This window comes from Paenibacillus sp. V4I9, assembly GCF_030817295.1.
In the GTDB taxonomy this organism is placed as follows: Bacteria; Bacillota; Bacilli; order Paenibacillales; family NBRC-103111; genus Paenibacillus_E.
Window position 1 is genome coordinate 1,708,440 of record NZ_JAUSZE010000001.1, and the last position, 17,115, is coordinate 1,725,554.

At 43.0% G+C, this 17,115-nt stretch carries 18 protein-coding genes and 2 pseudogenes; 11 read left to right on the forward strand and 9 right to left on the reverse strand.

Features of this window, described 5'->3' with window-relative positions; translation table 11 throughout:
• The first annotated feature begins 12 nt into the window (after positions 1–12).
• The 6 genes from QFZ81_RS08020 to rbsB are packed head-to-tail and all read left to right on the forward strand — an operon-like array spanning position 13 to position 5,783.
• Positions 13–1,011, forward strand: a complete 999-nt coding sequence (locus QFZ81_RS08020) for a LacI family DNA-binding transcriptional regulator (RefSeq protein WP_307445819.1) — start codon at positions 13–15, stop codon at positions 1,009–1,011.
• Positions 1,004–1,945, forward strand: a complete 942-nt coding sequence (gene rbsK, locus QFZ81_RS08025; RefSeq protein ID WP_307602197.1) for a ribokinase — start codon at positions 1,004–1,006, stop codon at positions 1,943–1,945. Before QFZ81_RS08020 ends, rbsK begins: the two co-directional genes overlap by 8 nt.
• The gene (gene rbsD, locus QFZ81_RS08030) at positions 1,942–2,337 is read left to right on the forward strand and encodes a D-ribose pyranase (RefSeq protein ID WP_056839153.1); all 396 of its coding nucleotides are present in this window, start codon (positions 1,942–1,944) and stop codon (positions 2,335–2,337) included. Before rbsK ends, rbsD begins: the two co-directional genes overlap by 4 nt.
• Positions 2,338–2,351: 14 nt before the next feature.
• Positions 2,352–3,860: a sugar ABC transporter ATP-binding protein gene (locus QFZ81_RS08035; protein WP_307602199.1), complete on the forward strand. Its 1,509-nt coding sequence runs from the start codon at positions 2,352–2,354 to the stop codon at positions 3,858–3,860.
• 34 nt (positions 3,861–3,894) lie between these two features.
• Complete coding sequence (locus QFZ81_RS08040) at positions 3,895–4,806, forward strand: ABC transporter permease subunit (RefSeq protein WP_047673457.1); 912 nt, start codon at positions 3,895–3,897, stop codon at positions 4,804–4,806.
• A gap of 23 nt (positions 4,807–4,829) precedes the next feature.
• Positions 4,830–5,783: a ribose ABC transporter substrate-binding protein RbsB gene (rbsB, locus tag QFZ81_RS08045; protein WP_307602201.1), complete on the forward strand. Its 954-nt coding sequence runs from the start codon at positions 4,830–4,832 to the stop codon at positions 5,781–5,783.
• Between the two features lie 158 nt (positions 5,784–5,941).
• Here rbsB and QFZ81_RS08050 read toward each other — a convergent pair.
• A pseudogene (locus QFZ81_RS08050) lies at positions 5,942–6,217 on the reverse strand (IS5/IS1182 family transposase); the annotation flags it as partial.
• A 154-nt stretch (positions 6,218–6,371) separates the two neighbouring features.
• On the opposite strand from QFZ81_RS08050, the pseudogene QFZ81_RS08055 reads away from it, so the two are divergent.
• The 3 genes and pseudogenes from QFZ81_RS08055 to QFZ81_RS08065 all read left to right on the forward strand — a co-directional run.
• Positions 6,372–6,554: pseudogene (locus QFZ81_RS08055) on the forward strand (fibronectin type III-like domain-contianing protein); the annotation flags it as partial.
• Positions 6,555–6,588: 34 nt separating this feature from the next.
• Positions 6,589–6,777, forward strand: a complete 189-nt coding sequence (locus tag QFZ81_RS08060; protein WP_307602203.1) for a hypothetical protein — start codon at positions 6,589–6,591, stop codon at positions 6,775–6,777.
• Between the two features lie 215 nt (positions 6,778–6,992).
• Positions 6,993–7,916: a LysR family transcriptional regulator gene (locus tag QFZ81_RS08065; protein ID WP_307445802.1), complete on the forward strand. Its 924-nt coding sequence runs from the start codon at positions 6,993–6,995 to the stop codon at positions 7,914–7,916.
• Between the two features lie 331 nt (positions 7,917–8,247).
• Here QFZ81_RS08065 and QFZ81_RS08070 read toward each other — a convergent pair whose 3' ends face one another.
• The 8 genes from QFZ81_RS08070 to QFZ81_RS08105 all read right to left on the reverse strand — a co-directional run bounded on the left by QFZ81_RS08070 (position 8,248) and on the right by QFZ81_RS08105 (position 14,770).
• Positions 8,248–8,856, reverse strand: a complete 609-nt coding sequence (locus QFZ81_RS08070; protein ID WP_307445800.1) for an alpha/beta hydrolase — start codon at positions 8,854–8,856, stop codon at positions 8,248–8,250.
• On the reverse strand, positions 8,853–9,803 hold the full coding sequence (locus QFZ81_RS08075) for a ring-cleaving dioxygenase (RefSeq protein ID WP_047685668.1): 951 nt from the start codon (positions 9,801–9,803) through the stop codon (positions 8,853–8,855). Before QFZ81_RS08075 ends, QFZ81_RS08070 begins: the two co-directional genes overlap by 4 nt.
• A 12-nt stretch (positions 9,804–9,815) precedes the next feature.
• Positions 9,816–9,986, reverse strand: coding sequence for a hypothetical protein (locus tag QFZ81_RS08080; protein WP_307445797.1), 171 nt, complete (start codon positions 9,984–9,986; stop codon positions 9,816–9,818).
• A gap of 48 nt (positions 9,987–10,034) precedes the next feature.
• Entirely contained in the window at positions 10,035–11,354 is a 1,320-nt protein-coding gene (locus tag QFZ81_RS08085) for a multicopper oxidase family protein (RefSeq protein WP_307602205.1), read from the reverse strand.
• 12 nt (positions 11,355–11,366) lie between these two features.
• On the reverse strand, positions 11,367–12,260 hold the full coding sequence (locus tag QFZ81_RS08090; protein WP_307445792.1) for an S-layer homology domain-containing protein: 894 nt from the start codon (positions 12,258–12,260) through the stop codon (positions 11,367–11,369).
• Positions 12,261–12,376: 116 nt separating this feature from the next.
• On the reverse strand, positions 12,377–12,967 hold the full coding sequence (locus QFZ81_RS08095) for a hydrolase (protein ID WP_307449985.1): 591 nt from the start codon (positions 12,965–12,967) through the stop codon (positions 12,377–12,379).
• A 303-nt stretch (positions 12,968–13,270) separates the two neighbouring features.
• Entirely contained in the window at positions 13,271–13,861 is a 591-nt protein-coding gene (locus QFZ81_RS08100) for a hydrolase (RefSeq protein WP_307449985.1), read from the reverse strand.
• Positions 13,862–14,128: 267 nt separating this feature from the next.
• Positions 14,129–14,770 (reverse strand): hydrolase, encoded by a 642-nt coding sequence (locus tag QFZ81_RS08105; RefSeq protein WP_307445790.1) that lies wholly within the window; start codon positions 14,768–14,770, stop codon positions 14,129–14,131.
• Positions 14,771–15,036: 266 nt separating this feature from the next.
• Here QFZ81_RS08105 and QFZ81_RS08110 point away from each other — a divergent pair, with 266 nt between their 5' ends.
• Both QFZ81_RS08110 and QFZ81_RS08115 read left to right on the forward strand, forming a co-directional pair.
• On the forward strand, positions 15,037–15,207 hold the full coding sequence (locus tag QFZ81_RS08110) for a DUF1427 family protein (protein WP_084595459.1): 171 nt from the start codon (positions 15,037–15,039) through the stop codon (positions 15,205–15,207).
• 45 nt (positions 15,208–15,252) lie between these two features.
• On the forward strand, positions 15,253–17,085 hold the full coding sequence (locus tag QFZ81_RS08115) for an amidohydrolase (RefSeq protein ID WP_307445787.1): 1,833 nt from the start codon (positions 15,253–15,255) through the stop codon (positions 17,083–17,085).
• The last annotated feature ends 30 nt before the right edge of the window (positions 17,086–17,115 follow it).

The following is a 17,115-nucleotide window of genomic DNA, read 5'->3' on the forward strand; positions in this document are numbered from 1 at the left end:
AGTGAAACTAGGATGGCAACCATTCGTGATGTAGCCAAGTTAGCCGGAGTCTCTATTGCCACTATCTCTCGTTACTTAAACAAAAGTGGATATGTAAACGCAGATACGGAACTGAATATAAAACATGCGATTGAAAAACTGAATTATTTACCTAGTGTTGTAGCAAGGGGGCTTGCTGGAAAAAGCACACAAACATTTGCGCTAATCTTACCCGACATTTCAAATCCCTTTTTTCCAGAGTTAGCCCGGGCGGTTGAAGATGTTGCTTCTACTTATGGATTTACCGTCATTTTATGCAATTCTGACGGTCAAATTGGTAAAGAAAAAAATTATATTGACATATTAAAGAGCAAAAATATCGATGGCATTATTTTTGCATCCAATACATTGGGTCAAGAAGATGTAGACAAATTGGCGTCTTTTAACATCCCGTTTGTTTGTTTAGACCGAGCGCCTACCAACAAGTCCTGCAGCGTTGTTCGTTCGAACAATCGTGAGGGAGGCAGATTAGCAGTAAAGCATCTTCTTGAATTAGGAAGCAAGAAAATCGGGCATATTTATGGTCCTCAGGATCTGATCCCTGCCAAAGAGAGATTAATTGGATATGAGGAATCCGTAAGAGCTTTTGATTGGTTCAGCCCAAGCTTATTGGTTCAAGGGGATTTTGGGATTAGCGGTGGTATAAAAGCTACAGGTGAACTTATGCGCCGGCACCCTGATATTGATGCTATATTTGCAGGAAATGATTTGATGGCCGTTGGAGCCTTGAAAGCTTTGCATAGAATGGGCATTAAAGTTCCTGAACAAGTAGCCGTTTGTGGATTCGATGGAATAAATATGACCGAAATTACAGAACCTGAATTAACGACAATCGCACAGCCCATCTATGATATGGGAGCTTTGGTTTCAAGGATTTTAATTAAGAAGATCGAAGGCACCATCGAAGAGGATCAAATTTATGAACTGGATGTCACGTTAATTCCAAGAGAATCTACGAAGAGGAGTGGGTAAATTGAAGGTACCTCATATCGTTGTTATCGGAAGCTTAAACATGGATATCGTAATTGAAGCAAATAGACACCCACAACTGGGAGAAACGATTCTTGGATCTAACGCCCGGTTCATACCAGGTGGCAAAGGTGCAAATCAAGCGGTAGCGGCTGCAAGGCTCGGAGCCAAAACAACAATGATTGGAGCTGTCGGCACAGACAGTTTTGGTCAAGAGCTGCTGAAAGCTTTAGATGATAATAAGATCAGTAGAAACTCGGTTAAACTCGTGGATGGCACTGCAACGGGGATAGCTTCCATCTTTATTTCAAATGGGGATAACAGCATTGTGGTTGTTCCGGGTGCTAATTATCAATTGCTGCCAGACGATATCGATAGATATGATGCAATCATCCAAAATGCGGACATCCTTCTTCTTCAGTTGGAAATTCCTTTAGATACGGTTATTCATGCAGCGAAAAAGGCAAAGTCGTTTGGGAAGACTGTTGTCTTGAATCCGGCTCCCGCTCAGTTTTTGCCGGATGAACTATTGAGGAATGTAGATTACATCACTCCCAACCGGTCGGAATTGAGTTTGCTTACTGGGATTCAGGCGGAAGGTGATGAATTGGAAACTGCGATGACAAGCATAATACAAAGGGGAGCAAACAACGTTGTCACGACGTTGGGGGCTGATGGATCCGCTTTTTTAGAAAAAGGGAAACTTCAAAAAGTTCCCGGTTATAAGGTTTCTGTTGTTGATACGACAGGCGCTGGGGATTCATTCAATGCCGGATTAGCTTTTTCGCTTGCCAAGCAAAACAGCTTGGAACAATCTGTATCATTTGCAGCGAAGGTATCAGCACTAGCCGTTACTAAGTTTGGTGCTCAAGCTGGTATGCCAAGCATGAAGGATGTGGAAGTGTTTGCGAAAAATTCCAAGGGAGAACCTACATGAAAAAGATTGGAATTTTAAATAGTGAAATTTCCAAGGTGATCAGTGAACTTGGGCATACCGACACGATTGTCATTTGTGATAGCGGGTTGCCTATTCCTGCTCACGTAAAGCGAATTGATCTGGCTTTGAAACAAGGTGTTCCTTCTTTTATGGATTGTTTGGAAACCGTACTTCTAGAAATGCAAGTTGAGCAGGCTTTCATTGCAAGTGAAATGGATCAGGTAACTCCAAAGCTAAAGAAGCAAATGGAAACTTCCTTAAACGGGGTAACTGTGCACGAGGTGAGTCATGAAGAACTGAAGACAATGACTCATCAGGCTAAGGCAATCATACGAACAGGTGAGTTTACTCCATATGCCAATGTCATTCTTCAGGCTGGAGTTATCTTCTGAAAGGAGGAATTGGAATGACGTCCAAATTGTTAGAAATGAAGGGAATCAGTAAAAGTTTCCCTGGAGTTAAGGTGCTAGAGCAGGTTGATTTTACCCTGCATCGCGGAGAAGTTCATGCGTTGATGGGGGAAAATGGGGCTGGTAAATCTACGCTAATGAAAATATTAGGTGGAATTTATACAAAGGATAGTGGGTCCATTACTGTTAATGGAAACGTTTACGATATTGCATCACCTTCCATGGCGCAAAACTTAGGCATCGTTATTATTCATCAGGAGCTAAATATGGTTCCCCATTTAACGGTCATGGAAAATATTTTTCTTGGCCGAGAATTCACTTATGGGAAGTCGAAGCTAATTAACTGGAGACGGATGAGACAAGAGTCTCATCGTTATTTATCTCAATTGGGTTTGAATATTGATCCGGGTACGTTAGTTAATGAGCTTTCTGTAGGTCAACAGCAAATGGTCGAAATTGCGAAAGCGTTATCTATGAAAGCAGAAATTCTTGTTTTGGATGAGCCGACGGCGGCTCTCACGGACCGTGAAATTGAGGCATTATTCCTGGTCATCGCTTCCCTTAAGGAAAAGGGTGTCGGCATGATTTATATTTCCCATCGGATGGAAGAAATCTTTAGGATTTGCGATCAAGTTACGGTGATGCGCGATGGACATTATATTGGAACCGAGTACATTGCCAATACGACGATGGATCATCTCGTCAAAATGATGGTTGGCAGGGAAATTAAAGACCGTTTTCCTAAAGTAAAAGTCACCCTAGGAGAAGAAAAACTGACGGTCAACGGGTTGACTCAAAAAGGGAAGCTCCATGACATTTCCTTATCTGTAAGGGCTGGAGAGATCGTAGGCATCGCCGGACTTATGGGTGCTGGAAGAACAGAACTGGCGAAAGCACTGTTCGGAGTGACGTCTATTGATCGTGGAACGATTTCCATTAACGGAAAACCAGTCTCAATTAAGAAACCAATTGATGCCATTCACGCTGGTATTGGCTTAATCACGGAAGATCGGAAAGATGAGGGACTGCTCCTCCCCCTTTCGGTCAACGACAATCTAGCTCTTCCGAATTTGAAGATATTATCATCATTTGGTTTCATGAATCGTTCGAAGGAACGGGAACTATCGGATTCCATGATAAAAAAACTGCTGATTAAAACACCAAACAGTGAGCAGAAGGTCGGCTCTCTAAGCGGAGGTAATCAGCAAAAAGTGGTCATCGGGAAATGGTTGGCCACGAACCCGCAAGTATTGATATTGGATGAGCCTACACGCGGAGTTGATATCGGTGCGAAGAAAGAAATCTATGATCTAATGAATGAACTAATTTCGCAAGGTGTAGCCATTCTTATGATCTCTTCCGAGCTTCCGGAAGTTTTAGGAATGAGCGACCGCATACTTGTCATGCACGAGGGGAAAATAAGCGGTGAATTTACACAAGAAGATGCTAGTCAGGAAAAAATTATGTTAAGTGCAACAGGGGGAGGGAACCGACATGCAGGTTGACGGTAAAGCTTTAAGCAGACCCAAAATCGGTAAGATGCAGAGTCTGGGGTCTTTATTGGGATTGGTTCTAATTGTAGTCATTTTGTCGGTAGTGAACGGTGACTTTTTAACCGTTGGTAATATTTTTAACGTTCTACGTCAAATTTCGATTAATGCTCTTATTGCCTTCGGTATGACATTCGTCATTCTGACTGGGGGAATCGATCTTTCTGTAGGATCCATACTGGCCTTATCAAGTGCTTTTACGGCTGGTTTAATGGCAAGCGGAATGAATACGTGGCTAGCTGTAGGAATCGGTCTAATTGGCGGTCTTGTCATGGGTGCGATCAACGGCTTATTAATCACGAAAGGCAAGGTAGCTCCATTTATTGCGACACTGGCAACGATGACAGTATTCCGCGGACTTACCTTAGTTTATACGCAGGGAAGGCCAATCACGGGCTTCAAAGAGGATTTCGCTTTGTTAGGGAAAGGGTATTTTCTGCAGATTCCAATGCCAATTATATGGATGGTTATTGCATTTGCAGTTTTATATATCATTTTAAAGCATACAACTTTTGGTCGACGTGTCTACGCGCTCGGCAGCAACGAGGAGGCGACTTGGCTTTCAGGTATTAACACATCGAAAGTAAAAATCTTGGTTTACTCGATTAGCGGTCTATTAGCTGCAATTAGCGGTATCATTCTAACTTCCAGACTTAACTCCGCTCAGCCGACAGCAGGAGGAGCGTTTGAGTTGGATGCGATTGCAGCTGTGGTTCTTGGCGGAACCAGCTTATCTGGGGGAAGAGGTTGGATTGTCGGTACATTGATTGGTGCCATGATTATTGGTGTATTGGATAACGGTCTTAACCTATTAAATGTTTCATCCTTTTATCAACAGGTGGTTAAAGGGGTAGTCATCTTAATTGCAGTATTGTTAGACCGATCGAAGGCTCGAAAATAAAACACATCAAAGGGGAGTTTACCATGAAAAAAATGAATCTCGTATTATCTGCCGTAGTAGCGGTGTTCCTGATACTGGCTGGTTGTTCGACACAATCTAAAATTGAGGGAGGAGCTACTGCTGCACCATCAGCTACCACTGATAGCAAAGCAGCTGCAGGCAAAATGACAATTGGGCTTTCCGTTTCCACTTTAAATAATCCATTCTTTGTCACCTTGAAAGACGGTGCGGATAAAGCGGCAAAAGAAGCTGGTGCTACACTGGTCGTTGTAGATGCTCAAAACGATACAGCGAAACAAATTAGCGGTATTGAAGATTTAATTCAGAAAAAGGTAAGCGTAATTCTTATCAATCCGACAGATAGCGATGCTATTGTTACTGCGGTTCAATCTGCAAATAAGGCCAATATTCCTGTAATTACGGTTGACCGTGCAGCCAATGGCGGAACAGTCGTTACTCACATTGCTTCAGATAATGTAAAAGGCGGTAAAATGGCAGGCGACTTTATTTTGAAAACCCTTGGTGACAAAGGTAATCTTGTTGAACTTCAAGGGATCGCAGGAACTTCTGCAGCACGTGATCGTGGAAAAGGTTTCCATGATGCTGTTGACGGAAAAGCTGGGGTAAAAGTGATTGCTTCTCAACCTGCTGATTTCGACAGAGCAAAAGGGCTTTCCGTTATGGAAAATATTTTGCAAGGAAATAAAGATATTCAGGCTGTATTTGCTCATAATGATGAAATGGCATTAGGTGCCCTTCAAGCGATTCAATCTTCTGGTAAAAATATTGCTGTAGTTGGTTTCGATGCTACAGATGACGCGGTTAAAGCCGTAAATGACGGGAAACTTGCCGCAACAGTAGCTCAAAAACCGGCATCCATCGGAGACACAGCTGTAAAAACAGCATTGAAAGTGCTAAAAGGCGAACAAGTTGAAAAATTTATTCCGGTAGATTTAGAATTGATCACGAAAAAATAAGTACCCGTATATGTTTCATCAAAGCTGTGATGAGGCTGCCGCAGGTTCAAGCGGCAGCCTTATTACCTCTTGGGCAGGTTATGTTCGAATTCATGTTTACCTCACTAAAATAGCGTTGCCCAATCATGACTGGCCTATTAAAGTACAAAAGGGAGGGAATCGCCGAACTTGGTTTTCAAGGATTCGTTGGCCATGTAGATGGCTTTTCTCTGCTTTCGGGAACGGTCTGCAAAATTTCTCGAGGGGATTTCTGATTGTAACGCGCATTCGTATGGTCGCATCGACATAATCGCTTTGCTCTGAATAATCCCCTTTTCAATCGCGATTTCAACGGTCTTATTGATCAGCATGTCGAACAAATACAGGTTCTTTAGCCGTAGTTTACGAAACTTAGTTAACGAACTGGAATCAATTACTGTCTCTTCCGGCGCCATGTGGTTTCAAAGATAAACTGAACAAGCAAGAAATTGAAACGTTGGCCAGCTGGCTAGCATCCAAAAAATAAAAAAGACAGGTCACACTAGCGAATTCGTCCCTATAGTAGCAGACTAATGATTCCTTTAGGAGGATGGTGAGGAAGTCGTACAGGTTTATGTAACCGATGAAGTTTCAAGTATGCTGCGTCCCAATATGGAACTGGCCGGCTTTAAGAGAATTGCGCTTGAAGCGGGGCAAACGAAAACCGTTGATTTCATGATTAAAGTGAATCAGTTTGCATTTTTGGATGTGGATATGAAATGGATAATTGAGGCGGGGGCAATGGTTTGTTAAGCTTGCTCCTAAACAAGCTGGCGGGCCTTTTACAATGACCATCTCTAGCAGTGAAGACACGATTGTGCTGGATGATATTTTGATAGGAGAAGTATGGATAGTAGGCGGACAGTCTAATATGGAATGGCCGCTTAAACGTACCGAGGGTAGAAAAGAAGAGATTGCCAAAGCAGTGTTTCAAGGGATCATGTTGAAAGAAAGTTTTTCTTTACGAAATCCTTAAATGCCGCATTCGTTACTGGACTAAGCAGATGGAAAACATAAGCAATGCCTATACGTCACATAGTTAAACTGATATTGATTGATAGTAGGCTAACTTATAGAATGATGTGTACTGAAGTTTAAGGGAATGGTTCACGCATTCCAAAGTTAAGTTCTTTTTGCATGCTTTCATTTCACTTAACAGGTAATTTCATAATCATATAAATGGGGTATCAAATGGAATTAAGACAACTAGATTATTTTATACAAATATGTAAAGAAGGAAGCTTCACTAAAGCCGCTGAAGTATTGATGGTTTCCCAACCTACTTTAAGTCAACAAATTCGTGTGTTAGAGGATGAATATTGCACTCCTTTATTTTATAGAGTCGGAAGAGGGATTCAGATTACGAAGGCAGGGCAAATTCTGCTTGATAAGGGACTTTCAGTGAAGCAACTTATTGAAGAATCTCGAATAGAAATCTATGAGTTAAAAAATATTCAGCGAGGCGAGATTATAATCGGCGTATTACCAGGTGATCTTTTCTATCTTATGCCAGACTTTGCTCAATTTCGTGAACAGTATCCAGATATTTCTCTGAAATTTGTAGAAACTGAAGACTTTTCGGAACAGTTATTGCAAAATAAAATCGATATCGGAATAACTACGGGTTCGGAACAAAACAAGCATATAGATAGTATTCACTTAACCAAAGAAGAGCAGGTACTTATTGTTTCAGAAAACCATCCCTGGGCAGAAAAAGCGATGATTTCATTTCACGAGCTAGAACAATTAGATACCTTATTGTTTTTTCAATCTACCATGTGCCGGGAAATTATTGATTCTTATGCTATGAAATTAGGTATGACCTTAAACTCAACGGTTGTAACAGTTTCATCGTCATCCCTTCTTTGTATGGTGCATCATGGATATGGAGCAGCATTATTATCCTTACCACTCGTTGAAAGCTATAACCATCCCAAAGTAAAAATTATTCGAGTAACTGATCCTATACCTACAAGAGAAATAAAGCTTAGCTATCGTAAAAATACATTTCAAAAACTTGCGGTTCGAACTTTTATTGAAATAATGCTAATGCAAGCAAGACTCAATTTCATAATTCAATTTATCCGAGGCGAGACTAGCCCAAAAATAGAGTGACGTTTGAAAAAAATTAAGCAGCTTGCTTGGCATGTGTATTTGTTTGTTCAGTTTATCGAGGGTGTGCTTGCACAAATTGTATGTCAGACAGCTTAAAATCGACACGTGCTCTAGACTCACGTTGACGGGTTACACCCATACCAAAATAAAGCTTTTAAATAGGCGAAGACTCGTTTCCATGTTTATGTATCGAGCAACGCCCACAACGATTGCAACAGAGCGGGATATCAGGGGTGCGATCCGGGAGCGCTTTTTCTTTTTGAAGACAACGTATGAACGCTCCATTCAAAAACATATAAGACTTTATTAAAATCGAATGCTCTAAACAAATTTACAACAAAATTTCCTTAAACCAAACCGCGGCTGCATCCACTTCACTAGTTGTCAATTGATGTCCAAAATGCTCCCAATGTACATCAACAGATGCTCCGGCTTCACGAAGCAGGTTTTGAAGCTCTTCGGTTTCTTGCGCAGAACAGATCGGATCATTAGTACCAGCACCTATAAATATTGGGGTATCAGATAAATCCGGTAGTTTAATGCCTCTTCGTGGAACCATTGGATGATGAAGAATAGCACCTCTTAATACATTTTGATAATGGAATAGAAGGCTTCCTGCTATATTGGCTCCGTTAGAATAACCAATAGCCACTAAATTGCCTCGATCAAATCCATATTCGGCTGCGGCTGTATCGAGAAATTCGTAGACTTCCTTTGTGCGGAAAATTAAATCCTCCTCATCAAACACACCTTCGGCAAGTCGTCTAAAGAAACGCGGCATTCCGTTTTCTAATATATTACCTCTCAGACTTAGGACAGAAGATTCCGGAGAAATTCGCTTGGCTAAAGTAAGCAAACTGCGTTCGGTTCCGCCTGTACCATGAAAAAGAACTAATGTCGGAACATCCATTCTGGTACCTTTTTCAAATATATGTTTCATGACTGTTCCCCCGCCAGTTCTCTTACTTGAATAGGTATCAGATTCGCTTCAATTTGAGCACGATGCTTCTCATACCAATCTGGCAGCATTATTTTCTCGCCTAACGATTCAGCAGGCTCATCCTTTGCAAAGCCTGGAGGATCTGTAGCAATTTCAAAAAGAATACCACCGTATTCACGAAAATAAATGGCATTGAAATACTGACGGTCAATAATTTGAGTTGGTCGGAATCCTTTGCGCATTACTTCCTTTTGCCATTCTTTATGATCATCAAAATTGTTTGCACGCCAAGCAATATGATGAACCGTTCCAGCCCCACCTTCGCCCCAATCCATGCTAGCAAGAGGTACGTCAATGATGTTGCCGATTTCTCCGGTTGCCTGAAAACGAGCGTACTCGCCATCTTCTGCGACTTTAGTCAGACCGAGGATGTTTTGCAGCGTATCCATAGTGCTCTCTGCATTGACGCTGTACAACACAGCTCCTCCGAACCCTTTAATCGCCTTATCTGCTGGTATACCATTGAATGCCCATTTGCTGTTGGGTCCCTCATTTCGTTCAACTAATTCAAGGCCCAGTCCTTCATTGTCCGTGAATTGCAGATAATCTTCTTGAAAACGGCTCACTCTCTTAACTGTAATTCCAAAATTTATCAGACGGTTTTCCCAGAAGTCTAGCGAACCTTGAGGTACGATATAGGTGGTAATACCGACTTGGCCGCCGCCTATCTTCCCTTTGGGTGATCCAGCCGATGGAAAAAACGTGATGATAGTGCCTGGGCTCCCTGCTTCATTACCAAAGTATAAGTGATATACATCGGGAGCATCAAAGTTAATTGTTTTCTTTACTAAGCGCAGGCCGAGGATTCCGGCGTAAAAGTCAACGTTTGCTTGAGGATCACCTGCAAATGCAGTTATGTGATGGATACCTGTCGTCTGTTTTGACATGAAAAATGCCTCCTATGCTGTAAGTTTAAAGTTTTCAAGCATTAGCATTCTACAAACATACTTTTTCATGCTCTTCAATATTTCTTCTGCTTCATCAATATAAGTTTGATCACCGAATATTTTATAGAGCAGCATATAATCATTGTATTCGTCCAGCCATTCGTTTACCTGAATTGGTGTCACTTTTCATTTACTTCCTTTTCATGGCTTCATTTATCAATCACCCATTAATCAGTGATGATGATAGGGCAGGGCTCCACTTGTGGCGTCAATATGCTGTGTGTTTTCACTGACATTGCCATGAAATGACCATGTGCCGGAAACTGTATTGTAAACGGCATCGATAGATTGACCCCATTCCATGTTTTGCTCGTGGAGCTGTGCTCTTCGTTCTGGAGAAGCATTGAGCCATTCTTCACTGTTGTAGGTCATTTTCTCTTTGATGAATAAAGGATCTCCATGTGTGGTCAGCACATGTTCATCAGAAGCATGAATGTGGCCTTCAACTGACACTAACGTCGGTTTCGTATCTGGGTTGAACTTATTATCGCCTGAACCGCGTACATGCATCAGCATGCCGCCTGGGTACACGCCGTCATCCGTCGCGGCCAAGGAGTTATGGTCGTGCCATGGCCATACACCGTCCCGTCCTTTTACAAGGACGTCATAAGTTTCACCTGGAGCGATATTCACAGTATCCATATTATAAGGCTCAGGCACTTTGTATCCGTCCTTCGCAATGACGATAAAGTGCGTTCCATGAAGATGCATAGCATGAGCTTCAAAGCCTGCGTTGATCAGGCGAATGCGAGCGATCTCGCCATCTTTAATCACCATATCGGGAACAGATTGCCCCGATTTGCCATTGACGGAAAAGTAATTGTAGGTTGGTCTCGCAGTTGCATTTGCCGGGTCGCGATGAGTGTCCCACTCGTCCAGCATCATTGTAAATTCTTTGTCCCAGCTTGGCTTCTCGGTATCTTCAATAATTAATGAACCGTACATTCCCATATCCTGGTGAAGGGATGTTTGCACATGGCAATGATACCAGTGAGTACCTGCTTCTTTGGCTACAAACTCATAATTATAAGATTTTCCAGGCATAATGTAGTTACCTGTGATGTGAGGAACACCATCATTCAGCATATCTACGCTGGTAATACCGTGTGGGTGTAAAGAGTGCGGCTGTGTCGAATTGTTTTTGATCACAATTCGGACCAGATCGCCTTTTTTGACGCGGATTTGAGGGCCTGGCACAGTGGCAGGCTGCCCTTCTAAACCATATGCCCATGCTTTGATCTTGACGCCATCGGTCAACTCATGTTCGATCTCTTCAATGTGCACATTAAACTCTCGAACTTGTCCAGTCATTTCTTCCGGTTTCACAGTCCCGCCGATCCAATCCTGATGCATCTGTTCAACGACATCGTCAAACGTCCAGTTAGGCTCAAGTTGTGCGGCCGCCATAACTGTAGCCGGTGACCGCATGTATGAATTCCCTGTCAGTAAAAAGCCTGATAATAAGACGACTGCAATTAGTATTTTTTTCATAGGATTGCACCCTCACTGAACAGTTATCTTGATAGTCATAAAAGGATGATAGGAACAGTAGATTTTGTATACACCTGGTTTATCAAAGGTGAAGCTATAACTCTCGCCTTTTTTGATTCCAGCGCTATTTTCTTTGCGTGAGTCGAATAACCCATCGCTTACGATTGTATGGGGGACATCTTCTTCGTTCATGAACGTTACTTTTGTGCCAGTCTTCACAGTCAAGACATTTTTATTGAAAGCAAAGTCTTTAATGTGAATCATTTGTTCCCCGGCTGGCATCAGCTGCTGCTTCGCCTCGTAGGCGCCAAGCAAAAGCAGATCGCGAGTCGCGTTGGATGCCCCACCGAAACTACCTTCAGGAATCGGGAAAAGTTTCAATTCAAGAGCAAGAGCTACATAGCCTCGCGCCCAGTCAGAAACGGTTTTGTCTGTGAAGGTTTTGCTTTTGGCATCAGCATCCTTGCCAAGTACACGAACCAGGAATGTCACCAGCTGTTCTTTGGATACTTTACCCGCCGGGTTGTACGTGCCTTCGCTATAGCCGTCCGTCACACCTGCAGCCTTCAAAGCTTCGATGTAAGGAAGCGCATAGCCGTTAGCCGGATCATTCATGCTAACGTCAGTAAAGCTTGATTGATGCAGGTCCATGTTGATGTCAAGACCCATGATCAATGCTGCTACTTTAGCAAACTGCGCACGGTTCATTTCATCTTTTAGACCAAATGTGGTCTCGCTTACGCCGTTAAAGATACCGGCGCTGAACATTGCATCAAATTTCACTTTTGTCGATGCATCAAGATCTTTCAAATCCGTGAAGTCATCTGATGTTTTACCGAATGCGACGGAAGAAAACATCGAAAGTGCAACTATTGAAGAAAGTAGCAGTGATAGACGCTTTTTCATATTGTTTGTAATCTCCTAATATCTTGAATTTAACACTTATTCGAACCAATCAATTTCATTGATGAAAAAATTCACGAAGCAATATCTTGCTCCGTGAATTTTCTCTTGCTAATCGATTAATGTCCCTCTTTACCGCCGAACATTTCTTGCGAGTAAATAATACCTAGACCGTATGCACCGCCGTGTTCTTTAGCGATATCTGTTGTCGCTTTGTAAGTTTCGGAGCGTGCCCAGTCACGTTGCAATTCTAGCAGGTACTGTTCCCATGTGATTGGTGTTGCGCCGGCTTGAATCATGCGCTGAATGGCCATGTCGTGCGCTTCTTTTGATACGCCGCCTGAAGTATCGGTTACGATGTATACTTCATATCCTTGATCGATCGCAGAAAGTACAGCAGATAAGTCACAAACCTCTGTCCATAGACCAGAAACGACGAGCTTTTTATTACCATAGCTGTTCACTTTATCAACAACTCGTTGATCTTCCCAGGCATCCATTGTCGTACGGTCAATTGGCTCTTGATCAGGGAATACTGCTTGAATTTCAGGGAAAATCGGTCCGCTGAACGACTTTGCAGCAACGGTAGTTAGAACGGTTGGCACGTTGAAAGCTTTTGCTGCTTTGGCAAGTCCAGTCACGTTATTGCGCAATTCCTGGATGTTAATCGACGATGTACCAAATGCCATTTGCGGTTGGTGGTCGATCATAAGCAGCGTATGGTTCGTTGGCGTCAGCAATCTTGGAGACGGAACCGCCTTTGCCTGAATGGCAGGTTTGTCTTTGCTAGCGGCAGTGGCAGCAGGCGTTTCCGCCTTTGCAACGAGCATAGATCCGAATGCGCTTGTCGATACGACAGCAGTTAAAAGTGCAAGTGTTGTTACTGTACGGCCTGTAAGTAATTTTTTCATGTTAAGTTAGCTCCTTTTATTAATGAATTTAATCTTTACATTAAATATATTTAAGATATCAGCTATAAGGTCGTTATATCTGTCTAACGCGTCTCTTAGAGATTAATGTCCCTCTTTACCGCCGAACATTTCTTGCGAGTAAATAATACCTAGACCGTATGCGCCGCCGTGTTCTTTAGCGATATCTGTTGTCGCTTTGTAAGTTTCGGAGCGTGCCCAGTCACGTTGCAATTCTAGCAGGTACTGTTCCCATGTGATTGGTGTTGCGCCGGCTTGAATCATGCGCTGAATGGCCATGTCGTGCGCTTCTTTTGATACGCCGCCTGAAGTATCGGTTACGATGTATACTTCATATCCTTGATCGATCGCAGAAAGTACAGCAGATAAGTCACAAACCTCTGTCCATAGACCAGAAACGACGAGCTTTTTATTACCATAGCTGTTCACTTTATCAACAACTCGTTGATCTTCCCAGGCATCCATTGTCGTACGGTCAATTGGCTCTTGATCAGGGAATACCGCTTGAATTTCAGGGAAAATCGGTCCGCTGAACGACTTTGCAGCAACAGTAGTTAGAACGGTTGGCACGTTGAAAGCTTTAGCTGCTTTGGCAAGACCAGTCACGTTATTGCGCAATTCCTGGATGTTAATAGACGATGTACCAAATGCCATTTGCGGTTGGTGGTCGATCATAAGCAGCGTATGGTTCGTTGGCGTCAGCAATCGTGGAGACGGAACCGCCTTTGCCTTAATGGCAGCTTTGTCTTTGCTAGCGGCAGTGGCAGCAGGCGTTTCCGCCTTTGCAACGAGCATAGATCCGAATGCGCTTGTCGATACGACAGCAGTTAAAAGTGCAAGTGTTGTTACTGTGCGGCTTGTAAGTAATTTTTTCATGGTTTTTAGCTCCTTTTATATGGAAATAACAGATACCTTATCAACTTGTCTATATTTTGGCAAACATTATGCCCCTTCGTGCGCGCCAAACATCGTATGGGCATAAAATACACCCGCGCCGTAAGCACCGCCATGTTGAATGGCAATTTCTATAACAGCATCGTAAGTCTCTTGACGAGCCCAGTCGCGTTGATATTCGAGAAGAACAGATTCCCAAGTAACCGGAATCGCACCTGCTTGAATCATACGTTGAATGGACATATTATGCGCCTCTACAGAGGTTCCAGCCGAAGCGTCGGTTACAATGTAAACTTCGTAACCGTCCTTAATTGCGGATATTGTGGGGAAAGCTAGGCATACTTCTGTCCACAGTGCAGCAATGACAAGCTTCCTGCGGCCAGTCTTTTTGACTGCAGCTAAAAAGTTTTCGTCTTCCCACGAATTCATACTTGTCCGATCGATAGGTTTTTGATCGGGAAAAACTTCTTGAATCTGCGGGTGGAGTGGACCTGAGAAGGTATCAGCCGCAACGGTAGTTAATATGATGGGTGCATTAAACACTTTTGCCGTTTTAGCCAGTCCCACCGTATTATTGATGACGGTCTGTCTATCGGCACTTTGCACGCCGAACAGCATTTGTGGTTGATGGTCGATAAGGATGACGGCAGAGTTGTCTGCAGTCAGCAAATCGCTTTTGTCATTAAACAAATAGAATCCCAACTTTCTTTTATTGTTTTACGACGGCATTTCGAGATAACTAGTTATGAAGTCCGTCGTATGCCTTTATATTATTGAAAACGAGATATATCAATCAATTCTATTTTTTCTATACGTTCTATAGCTTGAAACTATAATATCGTTCGTCTACATAAATATAAGTACTCCCTATATGTTACATAGAGAAAAGCATATTGATAGATACTTTGTTTTGCTAATAGAATTAGTCCAAGGTCTACAAGAAAGGAGGCATATTTATGTGGTCTGTATTATTAGCTTTAGGTACTGGACTCGCTATCGGGATTGTTTTTCAGACCCTCCGCATACCGTCTCCCGCACCACCAATGTTGGGGTTGATAGGTCTATTCGGTATGTTTTTAGGACAACGACTTATCCCGTGGGTTAAATTACTGTTAAATCATAGTTAAATCATCATTTATTTTAATACCATCACCATTAAAGGAGAATAAAATATGCCGCAAGAGACTATTGTAGAGGCTGATTTATTGATTCACAACGCTGAAATTGTGACGATGGACGAAATTAATCCCGTCGCAACAGCTGTTGCTATTAAAGGAGACCGTTTCATCGCCGTAGGTAACGATTCCGACGTTATGCGGCATAAAGGACCAACTACTCAAGTTGTGGATGGGAACAAGCGCCTTTTGATTCCAGGTTTGAATGATTCTCATATGCATCTAATACGTGGTGGATTGAACTATAACTTGGAGCTTCGTTGGGATGGAGTGCCATCGGTGGCTGACGCCTTGCGTATGTTAAAAAACCAAGTGGACCGTACGCCTGCACCACATTGGGTTCGGGTTGTAGGTGGATGGACAGAGTTTCAATTTAGGGAACGCCGGATGCCAACATTGGATGAAATTAATCGAATAGCTCCAGATACTCCCGTATTCATACTTAATTTATACCGCCAAGCTTTTTTAAACAAAGCAGCTTTACGTGTGGTCGGATATACAAAGGATACTCCGAATCCGCCAGGTGGAGAAATTCAGCGGGATAGCAATGGCAATCCAACAGGGATGCTTATAGCACGGCCGAATGCAACGATCCTGTATGCTACCCTAGCAAAAGGACCAAAACTTTCATATGATGATCAAATGAACTCCACACGGTTATTCATGAGGGAATTGAATCGCTTTGGAATTACTAGCGTTATTGATGCAGGCGGCGGTTTCCAGAATTACCCCGATGATTATCAAGTTTATGAGGAACTGGACAAACGTGGGGAGATTACCGTCCGCACGGCATACAACCTGTTTACACAACATCCAAATCACGAACTGGACGATTTTAAATCATGGACGTCCACGTCGCAGCCATATACAGGAAGCCCTTACTATCGACACAACGGCGCCGGTGAAATGCTTGTGTACAGCGCGGCTGATTTTGAAGACTTTGTCGAACCCCGTCCGGAATTGCCTGCTGTATTAGAAAATGATTTATATGGGGTTACCCGGCATCTGGTACAGAGTCGTTGGCCATTCCGGCTCCACGCAACGTATGGTGAGTCCATCTCGCGCTTTCTCGATGTATTTGAACGTGTAAATAAAGAAGTTCCATTCAAAGATATACGCTGGATTTTAGATCATGCCGAAACAATCCGAGAGAAGGATTTGGAACGTGTCGTCGCATTGGGCGGTTCGATTGCAGTCCAAAGCCGGATGGCTTTTCAAGGGGAATATTTCGTCGACAGGTACGGAGCTGAAGCAGCCGAAAACACGCCACCTATCACAAAGATGCTTACTGCCGGATTGCGTGTAGGTGTGGGTACGGACGCTACAAGGGTAGCTAGTTATAACCCGTGGGTTGCACTTTATTGGCTAGTGACTGGAAAAACTCTTGGTGGGCTAAGCTTGTACCCCGCTTCTAATCGAGTTGATCGCTACCAAGCACTTCGTATGTATACGACCGGAAATGCTTGGTTTTCGAAAGAGGAGGACGTGAAGGGTCAAATTAAGGAAGGGCAATATGCAGATTTATCGATCTTGTCTGACAACTTCTTCCGCGTTTCAGATGAAGAAATCAAACGCATCGAATCGGTGCTTACAGTCGTAGGCGGAAAGATTGTTTATGGAACGTTTGAGTTTCAAAAACTGTCGCCCCCAGCTCCTAAAGCCAGTCCGGATTGGGCGCCACACAATTACTATGGCGGTTACTATAATGCCTACAATCATGGAGGCGGTGGTACTGGGCTGCATGTGCCGCAACAGGGACATCATCATCATAGCTGCAATCACCATCATCATGGCCCCGGTTTCTGCGACTTGGATTGCTTCGTATTTTGATGGAACTGTTGGAGACAATAAATAGATTCG